14 protein-coding genes are annotated in these 14,423 nt (G+C 71.7%); 6 read left to right on the top strand and 8 right to left on the bottom strand.

The window, feature by feature from the left end; all coding sequences use genetic code 11:
- Position 1: 1 nt before the first annotated feature.
- From pknB to ACZ4NT_RS17745, 3 genes are all read left to right on the top strand, one after another.
- Positions 2-1,927 (top strand): Stk1 family PASTA domain-containing Ser/Thr kinase, encoded by a 1,926-nt coding sequence (pknB, locus tag ACZ4NT_RS17755; RefSeq protein ID WP_467726193.1) that lies wholly within the window; start codon positions 2-4, stop codon positions 1,925-1,927.
- A 90-nt stretch (positions 1,928-2,017) separates the two neighbouring features.
- Positions 2,018-2,902 carry a deoxyribonuclease IV gene (locus ACZ4NT_RS17750; protein WP_467726191.1) on the top strand — a complete coding sequence of 295 codons (885 nt, stop codon included), beginning with the start codon at positions 2,018-2,020 and terminating at the stop codon, positions 2,900-2,902.
- 69 nt (positions 2,903-2,971) lie between these two features.
- Positions 2,972-3,478 (top strand): DUF4396 domain-containing protein, encoded by a 507-nt coding sequence (locus ACZ4NT_RS17745; RefSeq protein ID WP_121403496.1) that lies wholly within the window; start codon positions 2,972-2,974, stop codon positions 3,476-3,478.
- A 19-nt stretch (positions 3,479-3,497) separates the two neighbouring features.
- Here ACZ4NT_RS17745 and ACZ4NT_RS17740 read toward each other — a convergent pair whose 3' ends face one another.
- On the bottom strand, positions 3,498-4,130 hold the full coding sequence (locus ACZ4NT_RS17740) for a sulfite oxidase-like oxidoreductase (RefSeq protein WP_121403495.1): 633 nt from the start codon (positions 4,128-4,130) through the stop codon (positions 3,498-3,500).
- 156 nt (positions 4,131-4,286) lie between these two features.
- Here ACZ4NT_RS17740 and bfr point away from each other — a divergent pair, with 156 nt between their 5' ends.
- The gene (bfr, locus tag ACZ4NT_RS17735) at positions 4,287-4,766 is read left to right on the top strand and encodes a bacterioferritin (protein WP_467726190.1); all 480 of its coding nucleotides are present in this window, start codon (positions 4,287-4,289) and stop codon (positions 4,764-4,766) included.
- A 26-nt stretch (positions 4,767-4,792) separates the two neighbouring features.
- On the opposite strand, the gene ACZ4NT_RS17730 is transcribed toward bfr, so the two are convergent.
- The 3 genes from ACZ4NT_RS17730 to ACZ4NT_RS17720 all read right to left on the bottom strand — a co-directional run bounded on the left by ACZ4NT_RS17730 (position 4,793) and on the right by ACZ4NT_RS17720 (position 7,861).
- Positions 4,793-5,044 (bottom strand): (2Fe-2S)-binding protein, encoded by a 252-nt coding sequence (locus ACZ4NT_RS17730; protein ID WP_121403493.1) that lies wholly within the window; start codon positions 5,042-5,044, stop codon positions 4,793-4,795.
- 161 nt (positions 5,045-5,205) lie between these two features.
- Positions 5,206-6,558, bottom strand: coding sequence for a class II 3-deoxy-7-phosphoheptulonate synthase (locus tag ACZ4NT_RS17725; RefSeq protein ID WP_467726187.1), 1,353 nt, complete (start codon positions 6,556-6,558; stop codon positions 5,206-5,208).
- Positions 6,559-6,706: 148 nt separating this feature from the next.
- A complete protein-coding gene (locus ACZ4NT_RS17720) occupies positions 6,707-7,861 on the bottom strand; it encodes a glycoside hydrolase domain-containing protein (protein ID WP_467726185.1) in 1,155 nt (384 codons plus the stop codon).
- A gap of 172 nt (positions 7,862-8,033) precedes the next feature.
- Here ACZ4NT_RS17720 and ACZ4NT_RS17715 point away from each other — a divergent pair, with 172 nt between their 5' ends.
- Positions 8,034-8,090 (top strand): trp operon leader peptide, encoded by a 57-nt coding sequence (locus ACZ4NT_RS17715; RefSeq protein ID WP_078493144.1) that lies wholly within the window; start codon positions 8,034-8,036, stop codon positions 8,088-8,090.
- Positions 8,091-8,205: 115 nt separating this feature from the next.
- Positions 8,206-10,104: an anthranilate synthase family protein gene (locus tag ACZ4NT_RS17710; RefSeq protein ID WP_467726183.1), complete on the top strand. Its 1,899-nt coding sequence runs from the start codon at positions 8,206-8,208 to the stop codon at positions 10,102-10,104.
- Here the strand turns inward: ACZ4NT_RS17710 and ACZ4NT_RS17705 are convergent.
- The 4 genes from ACZ4NT_RS17705 to macS form a co-directional block, all read right to left on the bottom strand.
- The gene (locus tag ACZ4NT_RS17705) at positions 10,047-11,051 is read right to left on the bottom strand and encodes a 2-hydroxyacid dehydrogenase (protein ID WP_121403488.1); all 1,005 of its coding nucleotides are present in this window, start codon (positions 11,049-11,051) and stop codon (positions 10,047-10,049) included. The two genes, ACZ4NT_RS17710 and ACZ4NT_RS17705, sit on opposite strands and share 58 nt — an antisense overlap.
- A 117-nt stretch (positions 11,052-11,168) precedes the next feature.
- The gene (locus ACZ4NT_RS17700; RefSeq protein ID WP_121403487.1) at positions 11,169-12,197 is read right to left on the bottom strand and encodes a 6-phosphofructokinase; all 1,029 of its coding nucleotides are present in this window, start codon (positions 12,195-12,197) and stop codon (positions 11,169-11,171) included.
- Positions 12,198-12,356: 159 nt separating this feature from the next.
- Entirely contained in the window at positions 12,357-13,004 is a 648-nt protein-coding gene (locus tag ACZ4NT_RS17695; protein ID WP_121404770.1) for a response regulator transcription factor, read from the bottom strand.
- 168 nt (positions 13,005-13,172) lie between these two features.
- On the bottom strand, positions 13,173-14,396 hold the full coding sequence (gene macS, locus ACZ4NT_RS17690; RefSeq protein WP_467726181.1) for a MacS family sensor histidine kinase: 1,224 nt from the start codon (positions 14,394-14,396) through the stop codon (positions 13,173-13,175).
- Positions 14,397-14,423: the final 27 nt, after the last annotated feature.

Genomic DNA, 14,423 nt, shown 5'->3' with positions numbered 1-14,423 from the left:
CGTGGATACGACCCTTCAGGACCCGCTTGTCGGGCAGGTGCTCGACGGCCGCTACCGCGTCGACGCGCGGATCGCGGTCGGCGGGATGGCCACGGTCTACCGGGCCCTGGACACCCGCCTGGACCGTGTGCTCGCGCTCAAGGTGATGCACCCGACGCTGGCCGCCGACGCCTCGTTCGTCGAGCGGTTCATCCGGGAGGCCAAGTCGGTGGCCCGGCTCGCCCACCCGAACGTGGTGCAGGTCTTCGACCAGGGGACCGACGGGTCGTACGTCTACCTGGCCATGGAGTACGTGGCCGGCTGCACCCTGCGCGACGTGCTGCGCGAGCGCTGGGCGCTGCAGCCGCGGGCCGCGCTCGACATCCTGGAGCCGGTGCTCGCCGCGCTCGGCGCCGCGCACCGCGCGGGGTTCGTGCACCGCGACATGAAGCCGGAGAACGTCCTCATAGGGGACGACGGCCGGGTCAAGGTGGCGGACTTCGGTCTCGTCCGGGCCGTGGACACGGTGACGAACACCACCGGATCGGTCCTCGGCACCGTCTCGTACCTCGCCCCGGAGCAGATAGAGCACGGCACGGCCGACCCCCGCGTCGACGTGTACGCGTGCGGTGTCGTCCTGTACGAGATGCTCTGCGGTGACAAGCCGCACTCCGGCGACTCCCCCGCGCAGGTGCTCTACCAGCATCTGCACGCGGATGTGCCGCCGCCGTCGGCCGCCGTGCCGGGGCTGCCCTTCGCGCTCGACGGCCTGGTCGCCTCGGCGACCGCCCGCAATCCCGAGGTGCGGCCGTACGACGCGGTGGCGCTCCTCGCGGAGGTGCTGGAGGCGCGGGGCGGCCTGAGCGCCGAACAGCTGGACGCCGTACCGCCGAAGGCCGTGGCCACGGGGCACGACGGCGCCGAGGACCGCACGAGCGTGATCCCGCGCTCCCTGTCCGGGCAGCGGCCGCTGCCGGTGAACGAGGACGACGCCCGGCTGAACCGGACCAGCCGCTTCGAGAGCCCGCCGGTCCCGCCGCGGCCCGCCGGGGCGCGGCCCCGGCGCGGAATGCTCGCGATCGTCGCGGCCGTGCTGCTGGTGTTCGGCGTCGGCGCCGGCGTCTGGTACATCAACTCCGGCCAGTTCACCAAGGTCCCGCCGGTGCTGGAGAAGACCGAGGCCCAGGCGAGGGACCGGCTCGAAGCGGCCGGCCTCGACGTCAAGGAGGTCAGGCGGGACTTCAGCGACACCGTCAAGCGCGGCACGGTCAGCGCGGTCGACCCCGGGGTCGGCGAGCGCATCCGGGAGAACGATTCGGTGACGCTCACCCTCTCCAAGGGCCCCGAGATGGTGAAGGTGCCCGATCTGGAGGGCGAGACGCTGCAGAGCGCCAGGGACCGGCTGAAGTCGGCGGGCCTGGCGGCCGGGATGGTCACCCGCGACTTCAGCGAGGACGTCGACCGGGGCTCCGTGATCGGGACGGACCCGGAGGCAGGGACCGAGCGGCACGCCGGGTCGGCCATCGCGATCACGGTGAGCAGGGGCCGCGCGATCGACGTGCCCGACGTCACGGGTTCGTCGGTCGAGGACGCCACCGAGGAGCTGGAGGACGCGGGCCTGAAGGTCAAGGTCGCCCCGGAGCGGGTGACGTCGTCGGACTACGACAAGGGCGAGGTCGTCGAGCAGAAGCCGGCCGGCGACGAGAAGCAGCTCGCCGAGGGCGACACCGTGACGCTGACCCTCTCCAAGGGCCCGGAGATGATCGAGGTCCCGGACGTCGTGGGGGACGACGTGGACGACGCGACGCAGGAGCTGGAGGACGCCGGGTTCGAGGTCGACAAGGACCGGGGGCTGCTCGGGCTCTTCGGGGACACGGTCAAGAGCCAGTCGGTGGACGGCGGGGACAAGGCCCCGAAGGGGTCGACGATCACCATCGAGATCCGCTGAGCGGTGCCGGCGGCCTCCGCGGGGGCGGCCGGCCCGGCAGGGGGACATCCGCCTCCGGAGCATCCGGCAGCGCATGACACCCTGAAGGGCGTGACCAGCAAGCAGCTCCGCAACCCCGTCGGCGGCCATGTCCCGGTGGCCGGGGGCCTCGACACCGTCGGTCTGACCTACGCCCGCGAGATCGGCGCCGAGGCCGTCCAGGTCTTCGTCGCCAACCCGCGTGGCTGGGCGACGCCCGTCGGCAACCCGAAGCAGGACGAGGCCTTCCGCACCGCGTGCGCCGCCGAGTCGATTCCCGCCTATGTGCACGCCCCGTACCTGATCAACTTCGGTTCGCACACCGAGGCGACCGTCGAGAAGTCGGTGCTGTCGCTGCGTCACTCGCTCCGCAGGGCCCGGGAGATCGGCGCGCTCGGCGTGGTCGTGCACACCGGGAGCGCCACCGGCGGACGGGAGCGCGCCACGGCCCTGGCCCAGGTGCGCGAGCGGATGCTGCCGCTGCTCGACGAGCTGACCCACGACGACGACCCCTACCTGCTCCTGGAGTCGACGGCGGGCCAGGGCTTCTCCCTCTGCTCCCGCACCTGGGACTTCGGGCCCTACTTCGAGGCGCTCGACGCCCACCCCAGGCTGGGGATCTGCCTCGACACCTGCCACGTCTTCGCGGCGGGCCACGACCTCACCGGGCCGAGCGGCATGCACCAGACCCTGGACCTGCTGGTCTCCACCGTCGGCCCGGGCCGCCTCCGGCTGATCCATGCCAACGACTCGATGGACGTCGTCGGCGCCCACAAGGACCGCCACGCGAACATCGGCTCCGGTCACATCGGTGAGGACCCCTTCCGCGAGCTGATGACCCACCCGGCCACCGCGGGCGTACCGCTGATCATCGAGACGCCGGGCGGCAAGGAGGGGCACGCGGGGGACGTCGAGCGGCTGAGGAAACTCCGCGACGGCGACGACCGGCCTCGTTGAGGAATACCCCAGGGGGGTATACGGTTCCTGTCAGGTGCAGGAACCGCTACCGGACGTTGGGGGCTTGTCATGCAGCACGACGCACACACCGGGCACGCGCACACCGGGCACGCGCAGCCGGGCCACGCGGACCACGGCGAGGTCACCTGGGCCATGGCCGCCCGGGCCACCCTCCACTGCCTGACGGGCTGCGCCATCGGCGAGGTGCTCGGCATGGTGATCGGCACGGCACTCGGCTGGGGCAACGTGCCGACGATGGTGCTGGCGATCGCCCTCGCCTTCTTCTTCGGCTACGCGCTCACGCTGCGCGGCGTCCTCGCGGCGGGCGTCGGCTTCCGCGCCGCGTTCCGGGTCGCCCTCGCCGCGGACACCCTCTCCATCGCCGTCATGGAGCTGATCGACAACTCGGTGATCGCCCTGTGGCCGGACGCCATGGAGGCCCACCTCGACGACCTGCTGTTCTGGGGCGCGCTGGCCGTCTCGCTCGTGATCGCCTTCGTGGTGACGACGCCGGTGAACCGGTGGATGATCGGCCGCGGCAAGGGGCACGCGGTGGTCCACGCATACCACCACTGAGCGGCCGCAGCGGCAGGAATCAGAGCTCGGGGCCGTCCCCGGGCTCCTCCTGGTACGAGTAGCGCTGCTCGCGCCAGGGGTCGCCGACGTTGTGATAGCCGCGTTCCTCCCAGAAACCGCGGCGGTCGGCGGTCATGTACTCGACGCCGCGGACCCACTTGGGGCCCTTCCAGGCGTAGAGGTGGGGCACGACCAGGCGGAGCGGGAAGCCGTGCTCCGCCGTGAGGAGCTCGCCGTCCTTGTGGGTGGCGAAGATCGTGCGCTCGGACGCGAAGTCGTCGAGGCGCAGGTTGGAACTGAAGCCGTACTCGGCCCAGACCATCACGTGGGTGACCGAGGGCGCCGGCGGGGCGATCTCCAGGATCGTGCGTGCGGGGATGCCTCCCCATTCGGCCCCCACCATGCTGAACTTCGTGACACAGTGAAGATCGGCCACCACGGTGGCGTACGGCAGGGCCGAGAACTCCTCATGCGTCCAGCAGTGCTTCTCCTGATCGGCGGTGGCACCGAAGACCCTGAACTCCCAGCGCTCGGGGCGGAACTTGGGCACCGGGCCGTAGTGCGTGACCGGCCAGCCGCGCTGCAGTCGCTGTCCCGGCGGAAGGTCCGACTGTGCCGCTTCTCCAGATTCACGCTCCACCGGCTGACCCATGACTCCATCCTGACAGACCTGGGGCGGTGCACATGACCAGCCCTGTCCCGATTCGGGCAACTCGTACTAAGCGTGCACTTACTGGACGCCCCCTCACGCCGGTGCAAGGATGCGGCGCAACCTGCCCACTCCCCCCGCCTGGAAGGAGCCTCTGCGATGCAGGGCGACCCCGAGGTCCTCGAATTCCTCAACGAGCAGCTGACCGCCGAGCTCACCGCGATCAACCAGTACTTCCTGCACGCGAAGATGCAGGAGAACTTCGGCTGGACGAAGCTCGCGAAGTACACGCGGAGCGAGTCGTTCGACGAGATGAAGCACGCCGAGGTGCTCACCGACCGGATCCTGTTCCTGGACGGCCTGCCGAACTACCAGCGGCTCTTCCACGTCCGGGTGGGGCAGACGGTCACCGAGATGTTCCAGGCGGACCGGCAGGTCGAGGTGGAGGCGATCGACCGCCTCCGGCGCGGGATCGAGGTGATGCGCGCGAAGGGCGACATCACCTCGGCGAACCTCTTCGAGTCGATCCTCGCGGACGAGGAACACCACATCGACTATCTGGACACCCAGCTGGAGCTGGTCGAGAAGCTCGGTGAGGCGCTCTACATCGCGCAGCTGATCGAGCAGCCGGAGAGCTGAGCCGCGGCCCCGTCCGGCGCTGCGGGCTAGGCGGCCTCGTGCAGTACGGCGGGCTCCGCGGCCTCGGCGAGGACGGGCCGCCCCCGGTCCATGAGCTCGGGCCGCGGGGACGCGCCCCGGCCGAGCAGGGCCTGGATGCGGCGCACGCACGAACCGCAGTCCGTGCCCGCCTTGCAGGCCGAGGCGATCTGGCGGGGGGTGCAGGCACCGGCCTCCGCGTGCTGCTTCACCTGTGCCTCGGTGACACCGAAGCAATTGCAGACGAACACGCGGCTCACCTCCCGACGGGATCACTTGGTCTTGCCGTCCCGACTTCTCGGTGAGGCAAACCTAACCTTACCCATAGCTCGGGAGCCGCAAAAGTGGGCAGGGGCGCGGATCGTATGTGATCCGCGCCCCATTTCACCCCGATGTAACCACCGGACCAGCCGGTGATCTGCTACTGGTCCCGGTACATCTCGGAGACCAGGAACGCCAGGTCCAGGGACTGGCTGCGGTTCAGGCGCGGGTCGCAGGCCGTCTCGTAGCGCTGGTGCAGGTCGTCGACGAAGATCTCGTCGCCGCCGCCCACGCACTCGGTGACGTCGTCACCGGTGAGCTCGACGTGGATGCCGCCCGGATGGGTGCCCAGCGCCTTGTGGACCTCGAAGAAGCCCTTGACCTCGTCGAGCACGTCGTCGAAGCGCCGGGTCTTGTGTCCGGAGGCCGCCTCGTAGGTGTTGCCGTGCATCGGGTCGGTGATCCAGGCGACGGTCGCGCCGGAGGCGGTGACCTTCTCGACCAGCTCGGGCAGCTTGTCGCGGACCTTGTCCGCGCCCATCCGCACGATGAAGGTGAGACGGCCGGGCTCCCGGTCCGGGTCCAGACGCTCGATGTACTGCAGCGCCTCCTCGGCCGTCGTCGTCGGGCCAAGCTTGATGCCGATCGGGTTGCGGATCTTCGAGGCGAACTCGATGTGCGCCCCGTCCAGCTGGCGGGTGCGCTCGCCGATCCAGACCATGTGCGCCGAGACGTCGTACAGACGGCCCGTGCGCGAGTCCACGCGGGTGAGCGCCGACTCGTAGTCGAGCAGCAGCGCCTCGTGGGAGGCGTAGAACTCGACGGTCTTGAACTCCTCCGGGTCGGCGCCGCAGGCGTGCATGAAGTTGAGCGCCTGGTCGATCTCCCGGGCGAGCTGCTCGTAGCGCTGGCCCGACGGGGACGACCTCACGAAGTCCTGGTTCCAGGCGTGCACCTGGCGCAGGTCGGCGTACCCGCCGGTGGTGAAGGCGCGTACCAGGTTGAGCGTGGAGGCGGACGCGTTGTACATCCGCTTCAGGCGCTCGGGGTCCGGGACCCGGGCCTCTTCGGTGAAGTCGAAGCCGTTGACGGAGTCGCCCCGGTAGGTGGGGAGGGTCACACCGTCGCGGGTCTCGGTCGGCTTGGAGCGCGGCTTGGAGTACTGGCCGGCGATCCGGCCGACCTTCACGACCGGCACCGAGGCGGCGTACGTGAGCACGGCGCCCATCTGGAGCAGGGTCTTGAGCTTGTTGCGGATCTGGTCCGCGGACACCGCGTCGAAGGCCTCGGCGCAGTCGCCGCCCTGGAGAAGGAACGCCTCTCCCTTGGCGACGGACGCCAACCGGGCGCGCAGCTGGTCGCACTCGCCCGCGAAGACGAGCGGCGGATACGACTCGAGGTCCGCGATCACATCGCGCAGAGCCTCGGCATCGGGGTACTCGGGCTGCTGCGCCGCGGGAAGGTCTCGCCAGGTGTTGCCAGCGCTCGCGCTGGACTTAGCGTTCACGGTCACCTCGACAACATTACGGGGTCGTGTCGGGCGTCCATCCACCTGCTCATCAAGTGAGACGGCGAGCGCTCGTACGGGGCGGCACCCGGAGCGGCGTCGCGGGGCGGGGCGGGCCCGCAGGGAGGGGGCCCGCCCGGGGAGGACCGCCTCGTCAGGGCCCCACGTCGAGCTGGTTGCGGTCGATGCCGATCGTCACCCCGCCGTGGGTCTCGGACCGGTCGCCCGCGTACTGGTGGATGCGCTGGTGATCCGCCCACAGCGCCGCGGGGACCGCCGGGTCGGAGGTGGTGGCGGAGTCGTTCCAGCGCGCGAAGTGGAGCACGTCGGGGAGCGTGGTGCCGGCCGCGTTCGCGACGAGGTCGGGGACGAGGGAGGCGGCGTTCCCGTACGCCCCCGAGCGGTAGCCCAGCTCGTGCAGGCGCAGGGTGTAGGCCTCCAGGTACGTGAGCACCCGCTTGGTCACCGCGGCGCCGCGGGTGTAGTGCTCCAGGTCGTTGTAGATCACCGTTCCGCGGCCGAAGCCGAGGGCCCCCGCCTGCCGGGCCGCGTCGTCGGCCGCCGCGGTGCCCTGCGGTGCCGGGTCGGTGATCGCCGCGCAGCCGCTGCCGCAGCTGCCGCCGTCGGCCGAGGGCTGCCGGCCGACGTACAGCGGGAAGAACCGCCAGCCGGCGGTGTACTGCGCCCGCACCCAGTCCGCGGTGAGGTTGGGCTGGGCGCAGGCGCGGTTGATCCCGCCGATGTAGACACCGACGGCGCCGTAGCCGGAGGTGCCCTTCCAGGCGGCCATGGCCGACGTGCTCGGGGCGGTGCAGGCGTCGAAGCCCCTGCCCCGGAAGGACGTCGCGTCGGCGGGAAGCGGGGTGGGGGCGCCGGAGAGCGTCTCGGACCGGGCGGAGGCGACGGGCAGGCCCGCGGTGCGCAGGATCTCCCGGATCCGCGAGCGGTCCCGGCCGTAGGCGGCGGTGACGGTGATCCGGTCCGCGGTGGCGCGGTACGTGCCCGCCGTGCGGTTCTCGGTGACCTCCGTCGGGGCGCTCCGGGCGGGCTGCACGAGGAGTGCCTCGGTGCGTCCCGCCGGGTCCGCGGAGCAGTTCTGCCGGTCGCCCGGCGTCCCGAGGTACACGACGTGCCGGTCGAACCGGACACAGGCGTCCGGGTCCTTCTCCAGGTCGACGATCCGCCAGGAGGCGGGGACGGTGAACACATGGCCCCGGTAGGCGATCTCTACGGTCTCGTCGGTCGTCGCGGGGGCGGCCGGGGCGGTGCCGAGGGGGCCGGCGGCGAGCGCCGTGGCCGCGGCGAGCACGGTGAGGACACGGGCGCCGCCGCGGCGGAGCTGAGGTGAACGCGCTGACTGGATGGCTCTCTCCTAGGTCGGGCTTCCTGGCCATGAATGGCCGCACGGAGTGCCCCGCGAACCTCTTGCCGCCCCGTTTCACGCTGTTGCCGGGCCCCGGCCGTCGGGTAGGGTGCGGCGCATGTTCGCGCATTCGACCCGCACCTGGTGGTGGACCGCTCATCCGGCGGCCCACTGACTGCGCGTACACCAGACGTCGCGAAGGCCGCCCGAGGGGCGGCCTTCGGTGTTTTCCGGCCCGGCCGTTCCTCTCCGCGGAGCTCTCCGCCCTCCCGAGAGAAGGAACAGGACCGATGAACCTGCCCGACCTGCTGGACGATGCCCGTCCGTTCGCGCTGCTGCGCCGTCGCACCCCCGGCCACGACCACGACACCGTGGAGCTGCTGCTCGGACCGGTGCGGGAGGTGGACCGCCTCGCCGACATCCCCGTGGGCGAGAGCCCGTCGCTGGCCCTGGTGCCCTTCCGGCAGATCCGGGAGCGCGGTTTCGACGTGCGGGACGACGGCACCCCGCTGGCGGTGCTGACCGCCGAGGAGACGCACCGGATCCCGCTCGGCGAGGCGCTCTCGCAGCTCCCGGCGCACGACGTGCGGGTCGAGGGCGGCGCCTTCGACGTCGACGACGAGGAGTACGCCGGGATCGTCGGCCGGGTGCTGGACGAGGAGATCGGCCGGGGCGAGGGCGCGAACTTCGTCGTCCGGCGTACCTACGAGGGCTCGATCCCGGGGTTCGGCAGGGCCGACGCTCTCGCCCTCTTCCGCCGGCTGCTCGTCGGCGAGCGGGGCGCCTACTGGACGTACGTCGTGCACACCGGGGAGCGGACGCTGGTCGGGGCGAGCCCGGAGGTGCACGTCCGGATGTCCGGCGGCACGGTGGTCATGAACCCGATCAGCGGGACCTACCGCTATCCGGCCGAGGGGCCGACGCCCGAGGACCTGCTGGACTTCCTGGCCGACGGCAAGGAGATCGAGGAGCTCTCGATGGTCGTCGACGAGGAACTGAAGATGATGTGCACCGTCGGCGACCGGGGCGGCGTGGTGATCGGGCCGCGGCTGAAGGAGATGGCCCATCTCGCCCACACCGAGTACGAGTTGCGGGGGCGGTCCTCGCTGGACGTCCGCGAGGTGCTGCGGGAGACGATGTTCGCGGCCACCGTCACCGGGTCACCGGTGCAGAACGCGTGCCGGGTGATCGAGCGGCACGAGGTGGGCGGTCGGGGCTACTACGCCGGAGCGCTGGCCCTCGTCGCGCGGGACGCTGGCGGTGCGCAGACCCTGGACTCCCCCATCCTGATCCGGACCGCCGACATCGACGCGGACGGACGGCTGCGGGTGCCGGTGGGCGCCACGCTGGTCCGCGGCTCGGACCCGGCGGGCGAGGTCGCCGAGACGCACGCGAAGGCCGCGGGGGTGCTGGCCGCGCTGGGCGTGCGTCCCGGCAGGCCCGGGACGGAGGACGTACGGCCGCGGCTGGCCGACGATCCGCGGGTGCGGGCGGCGCTCGACGGGCGGCGGGCGGCGCTGGCGCCGTTCTGGCTGCGGATGCAGGAGCGGGCTCCCGAACCGACCGGGCACGCGCTGGTCGTGGACGGCGAGGACACCTTCACGGCGATGCTCGCGCACCTGCTGCGGTCCTCCGGGCTGGAGGTGACGGTGCGCCGGTACGACGAGCCCGGGCTGCGGGAGGCCGTCCACGCGCACACGGGAGTGGTGGTCCTCGGCCCTGGGCCCGGCGACCCCTCGGACACGGCCGACCCCAAGATGCGGTTCCTGCGCTCGCTGACCGCCGAGGTGATCCGCGGGCACCGGCACGGGGTGCTGGGCGTCTGCCTCGGGCACGAGCTGATCGCCGCCGAACTGGGCCTGGACATCGTGCGCAAGGACGTCCCCTGCCAGGGCGCGCAGACGGACATCGACCTCTTCGGGCGCACCGAGACCGTGGGCTTCTACAACAGCTTCGTGGCCCGCTGCGACGAGGCGGCGCGGGCCGAGCTGCTCGCCCACGACGTCGAGGTCAGCCGCGGCGGGACCGGGGAGGTGCACGCGCTGCGCGGGCCGGGGTTCGCGGGGGTGCAGTTCCATCCGGAGTCGGTGCTGACGCTGCGCGGGACGGACGTCGTGCGGGAGCTGACGGCTCAGCTGCGCGCGACCGCCGGCACCAGCACGTTCTCCGAGCGGCGGCCCGCCTCGTAGTCGAGGACGTTGCGCACGGTGGTGTCGACGATCTGGGAGACGGCTTCCGCGGTGTAGTACGCCTGGTGGGAGGTGACCAGGACGTTCGGGAAGGTGACGAGGCGGGCCAGGGTGTCGTCCTCCACGGCCTCCAGGGACCGGTCGACGAAGAACAGGCCCGCCTCGGCCTCGTACACGTCGAGGCCGACGCCCGTGAAGCGGCCCTCGCGCAGTTCGGTGACGAGGGCGCGGGTGTCGACCAGGCCGCCGCGGCTGGTGTTCACCAGGATGGCGTCGTCCTTCATCGAGCGGAGCGCGGTCGCGTCGATGAGGTGCTGGGTCTCCGGCATCAGCGGCAGGTGCAGGGTGACCAGGTCGGCCTCGGCGAGGAGCTGCTCCTTGGGGACGTACTTCATGCCCAGTTGCATGCAGGCGGGGTTCTCGGCGACGTCCCAGCCGAGCAGCCGCATGCCGAAGCCGTGGGCGATCCGGGTGAACGCCTCACCGATCTTGCCGGTGCCGAGGATGCCCGCGGTGCGGCCGTGCAGGTCGCGGCCCATCAGGCCGTCGAGCCGGAAGTCGAAGTCGCGGGTGCGGTTCCCGGCGCGCACGACACGGCGGTTGACCGCCATGCCGAGGGTCCAGGCGAACTCTGCGACCGAGTACGGGGAGTAGTACGAGACCCGGGCGACCGTCATGCCGAGGTGCTCGGCGACCTTGAGGTCGATGTTGTTGAACCCGGTGGAGCGCTGGGCGATCATCCGGGTGCCGCCGGCCGCCAGGGTCTCCAGCACGCGGCGGTCGAGTTCGGCGTTGACGCTGGTGGAGATGATCTCGTGGCCGGTCGCGATGGGGGCGGTGTCCGCGTTCAGGAAGACGTCGAGGCAGCGGACGTCGTAGTACCCGTCGAAGGCCCTCTCGATCAGCGGCTTCTCGTCGGACTGGACGCCGAAGGCCAGGATCTCCACGGATTCCTCCCGGGCTGAGGTGGTTACCGCCGAATATAGGGCGGCAACCACCGGGGCGCCGGTCGGCAGCCGGGGTCCGCGGGGGCGCCGGGCCCCCGCGCCCCGACTCCGGCCCGGTCAGCCGAAGAAGACGCCGACCTCCTCGTACAGCTTCGGATCGACGGTCTTCAGCCTGGCCGTGGCCTCCGCGATCGGCACGCGGACGATGTCCGTGCCCCGCAGGGCGACCATTTTGCCGAAGTCGCCGTCGCGGACCGCCTCGATGGCGTGCAGTCCGAACCGGGTGGCGAGCCAGCGGTCGAAGGCGCTCGGGGTGCCGCCGCGCTGGATGTGCCCGAGGACCGTGGTCCTGGCCTCCTTGCCGGTACGCCGTTCGATCTCCTTGGCCAGCCATTCGCCGACGCCGGAGAGCCGGACGTGCCCGAAGGAGTCGAGCGTGCCGTCCTTGAGGACCATGTCGCCGTCCTTCGGCATGGCTCCCTCCGCGACGACCACGATCGGGGCGTACGAGGCCTTGAAGCGCGAGGTCACCCAGGCGCAGACCTGTTCCACGTCGAAGCGCTGCTCGGGGATCAGGATCACGTTGGCGCCACCCGCGAGGCCCGAGTGCAGGGCGATCCAGCCCGCGTGCCGCCCCATCACCTCGCAGACCAGGACCCGCATGTGCGACTCGGCGGTGGTGTGCAGCCGGTCGATGGCCTCGGTGGCGATACCGACCGCGGTGTCGAAGCCGAAGGTGTAGTCGGTGGCCGAGAGGTCGTTGTCGATGGTCTTCGGGACGCCGATGACGCTGATGCCGTACTCGTCGTTGAGCCGCGCGGCGACCCCCAGGGTGTCCTCGCCGCCGATGGCGACGAGCGCCTCGACCTCCTGCTTCACCAGGTTGTCCTTGATCCGGCGGATACCGTCCTCCTGCTTGAGGGGGTTGGTGCGCGAGGAGCCGAGGATGGTGCCGCCGCGGGGCAGGATGCCCCGCACGGCCGGGATGTCGAGCCGTACGCTGTCGTTCTCCAGGGGGCCTCGCCAGCCGTCCCGGAAGCCGACGAAGTCGTAGCCGTACTCCTGCACGCCCTTGCGGACGATGGCCCGGATGACGGCGTTGAGCCCGGGGCAGTCGCCGCCTCCGGTCAGTACTCCGACCCGCATGGAAAAGTCCCTTCGCCACGGTTGCCTGAGGGCACTCACGCTAATAGTGATCCAGGTCACTTCGGCATGGGGCGTAAGGTCAATTCCGGTGCAATGTCCGGGAGTTGATCACTCGCCTTCACTCGTTGGTGGGCAGCGGGCGGTTTACGCGACGGCGCGTCAGGCGTCGTCGAGGCCGCGCTCTATCGCGTAGCGCACCAGCTCCACGCGGTTGTGCAGCTGCAGCTTGCCCAGGGTGTTCTGCACGTGGTTCTGCACCGTGCGGTGCGAGATGACCAGGCGCTCGGCGATCTGCTTGTAGCTCAGGCCCTTGGCGACCAGGCGCAGGACCTCGGTCTCCCGGTCGGTGAGCTGGGGGGCCTTGGGCTCGTCGGCGCCCGCCGCGGGGGCCGGCTCGGAGGCGAGCCGGCGGTACTCGCCGAGGACCAGACCCGCGAGGCCCGGGGTGAACACAGGGTCGCCGACCGCGGTACGCCGTACGGCGTCGATCAGTTCCTCGGTGGAGGCGGACTTCAGCAGGTAACCCGTGGCGCCGGACTTGACCGCCTCCAGCACGTCGGCGTGCTCACCACTGGCCGACAGGACCAGGACGCGCAGCGCGGGATCGGCGCCGACCAGTTCCTTGCAGACCTGCACGCCGGGCTTGGCGGGCAGGTTCAGGTCCAGGACGAGCACCTCGGGCGAGGCGGCCCGGGCCCGGCGCACGGCCTGTTCGCCGTCGCCGGCGGTGGCGACCACGTCGAAGCCGGCCTCGGCGAGGTCGCGGGCGACGGCGTCGCGCCACATGGGGTGGTCGTCGACCACCATCACCTTGATCGGGTCCTTGCCCACCTGCTGTGCCGCCTCCGCCGTCTGCGTCGTCTCCGTCATCACTGCCCCGTCGTTCTCGTCGTCGTGTGTCTGCCGGTCCCGCCCTCGTCGGGCCGCCGCGGTCGTCCCCGTCGCCCCGTCACCGCCGCCGGCCCGCCCTCCGGGTCATCGTGCCCGGGCCTGTTCCGCTGCCGCCTTCGGCACCTTCAGCTCGACCTCCGTGCCCTGCCCCGGGACCGAGATCAGCTCGGCCGTCCCGCCGATGTCGCGGAGCCGCCCGCGGATCGACAGCGCGACACCGAGGCGCCCCTCCCCCTCGGCCTGGGCGAGCCGCCCCTCCGGGATGCCGGGGCCCTCGTCGCGCACGGTCACGATCACCGCGTCCGGCTCGTCCTCGACCAGGATCCAGGCGCGGGCGCTCTCGCCCACGTGCCGGCGGACGTTGTCCAGGGCGGCCCCGACGGCGCCGGCCAGCTCGCGGGCGGCGGCCGGCGCCAGCTGCACGGGCGCACCGGGCTCGGAGAGCGTGACGTGGGCGCGGGCGTAGCGGGCGAGCAGCGGGCGCAGGTCGACGGGGTCGCCGTCCGCGTCGTCGTCCGGCTCGTCGACCGCGCGGACGACCGCCCCGAGGGCGGCGTCCTCCGAGACGCGGGAGACCGGCACGAGACCGCCGGAGACCAGGGAGCGCAGGGCCACCTCCTGCTCGCCCGCCATCCGGCCCAGCTCGGCCGCCTCACCGCCGATCACCGCACCGCGCCGCTGCACCATGGCGAGGACCTGGAGGACGCCGTCGTGGATGTCGCGGGCCAGCCGCTCGCGCTCGCGGGTCGCGGCCTCGATCTCCAGGGCGCGGGCCAGCGTGCGCTCGGAGGCGCGGGCCACCTCGACGACGTAGCCGATGGCGATGGAGGCGACCCAGACGAGGATCACGTTGTGGACGGTGTCGCGGGTCGGGGCACCGCGCTCGGCGATGTTGACGACCGCGACGAGCGTGGAGGCGAAGGCCGCCCAGCGCCAGCCGCCCTTGATCGCGAAGGCGAGGACGGCACCCGCGGTCCATATCGACGGCAGGGTCGGGCCGCCGGCCTCGATCCGGGTGACGTCGTCGGCGACGCGGGTGAGCAGGACGCCGGCCAGCGCGATGGTGAGGTCGGCGGCCAGGAAGGGCTTGGTGCAGGCGGCGGCGCCCGCGACCCGGGGCAGCGTCGCGAAGGTCCACACGGACAGCACCACGTAGTAGGCGATCGCGACCCAGGGACGGGGGAACCTGTCGTAGGCGGTGGCGAAGAGTCCGATCGCGTAGAACAGGGTGAGGACGCGGTACGCGGTCAGCGCACGCCACAGCGGCTGCTCGACCGACATCCTCATGACTCTCTCGCGCCTGGCCATGTCCCCCACCCCACCCAGCCCCACCCC

It is taken from the genome of Streptomyces sp. NPDC026417 (genome assembly GCF_055567695.1).
Note: the sequence above shows the minus strand (reverse complement) of the source record. Positions and strands in the feature narration are given on the sequence as shown.

Bases quoted from the DNA above. Each gene is read 5' to 3' on its own strand.
- ACZ4NT_RS17745 (WP_121403496.1), top strand. From the start codon at position 2,972: ATGCAGCACGACGCACACACCGGGCACGCGCACACCGGGCACGCGCAG.
- ACZ4NT_RS17695 (WP_121404770.1), bottom strand. From the start codon at position 13,004: ATGGTGGTCGACGACCACCCCATGTGGCGCGACGCCGTCGCCCGCGAC.
- macS (WP_467726181.1), bottom strand. From the start codon at position 14,396: ATGGCCAGGCGCGAGAGAGTCATGAGGATGTCGGTCGAGCAGCCGCTG.
- ACZ4NT_RS17740 (WP_121403495.1), bottom strand. From the start codon at position 4,130: ATGGGTCAGCCGGTGGAGCGTGAATCTGGAGAAGCGGCACAGTCGGAC.
- ACZ4NT_RS17700 (WP_121403487.1), bottom strand. From the start codon at position 12,197: ATGCGGGTCGGAGTACTGACCGGAGGCGGCGACTGCCCCGGGCTCAAC.
- bfr (WP_467726190.1), top strand. From the start codon at position 4,287: ATGCAGGGCGACCCCGAGGTCCTCGAATTCCTCAACGAGCAGCTGACC.
- ACZ4NT_RS17710 (WP_467726183.1), top strand. From the start codon at position 8,206: ATGAACCTGCCCGACCTGCTGGACGATGCCCGTCCGTTCGCGCTGCTG.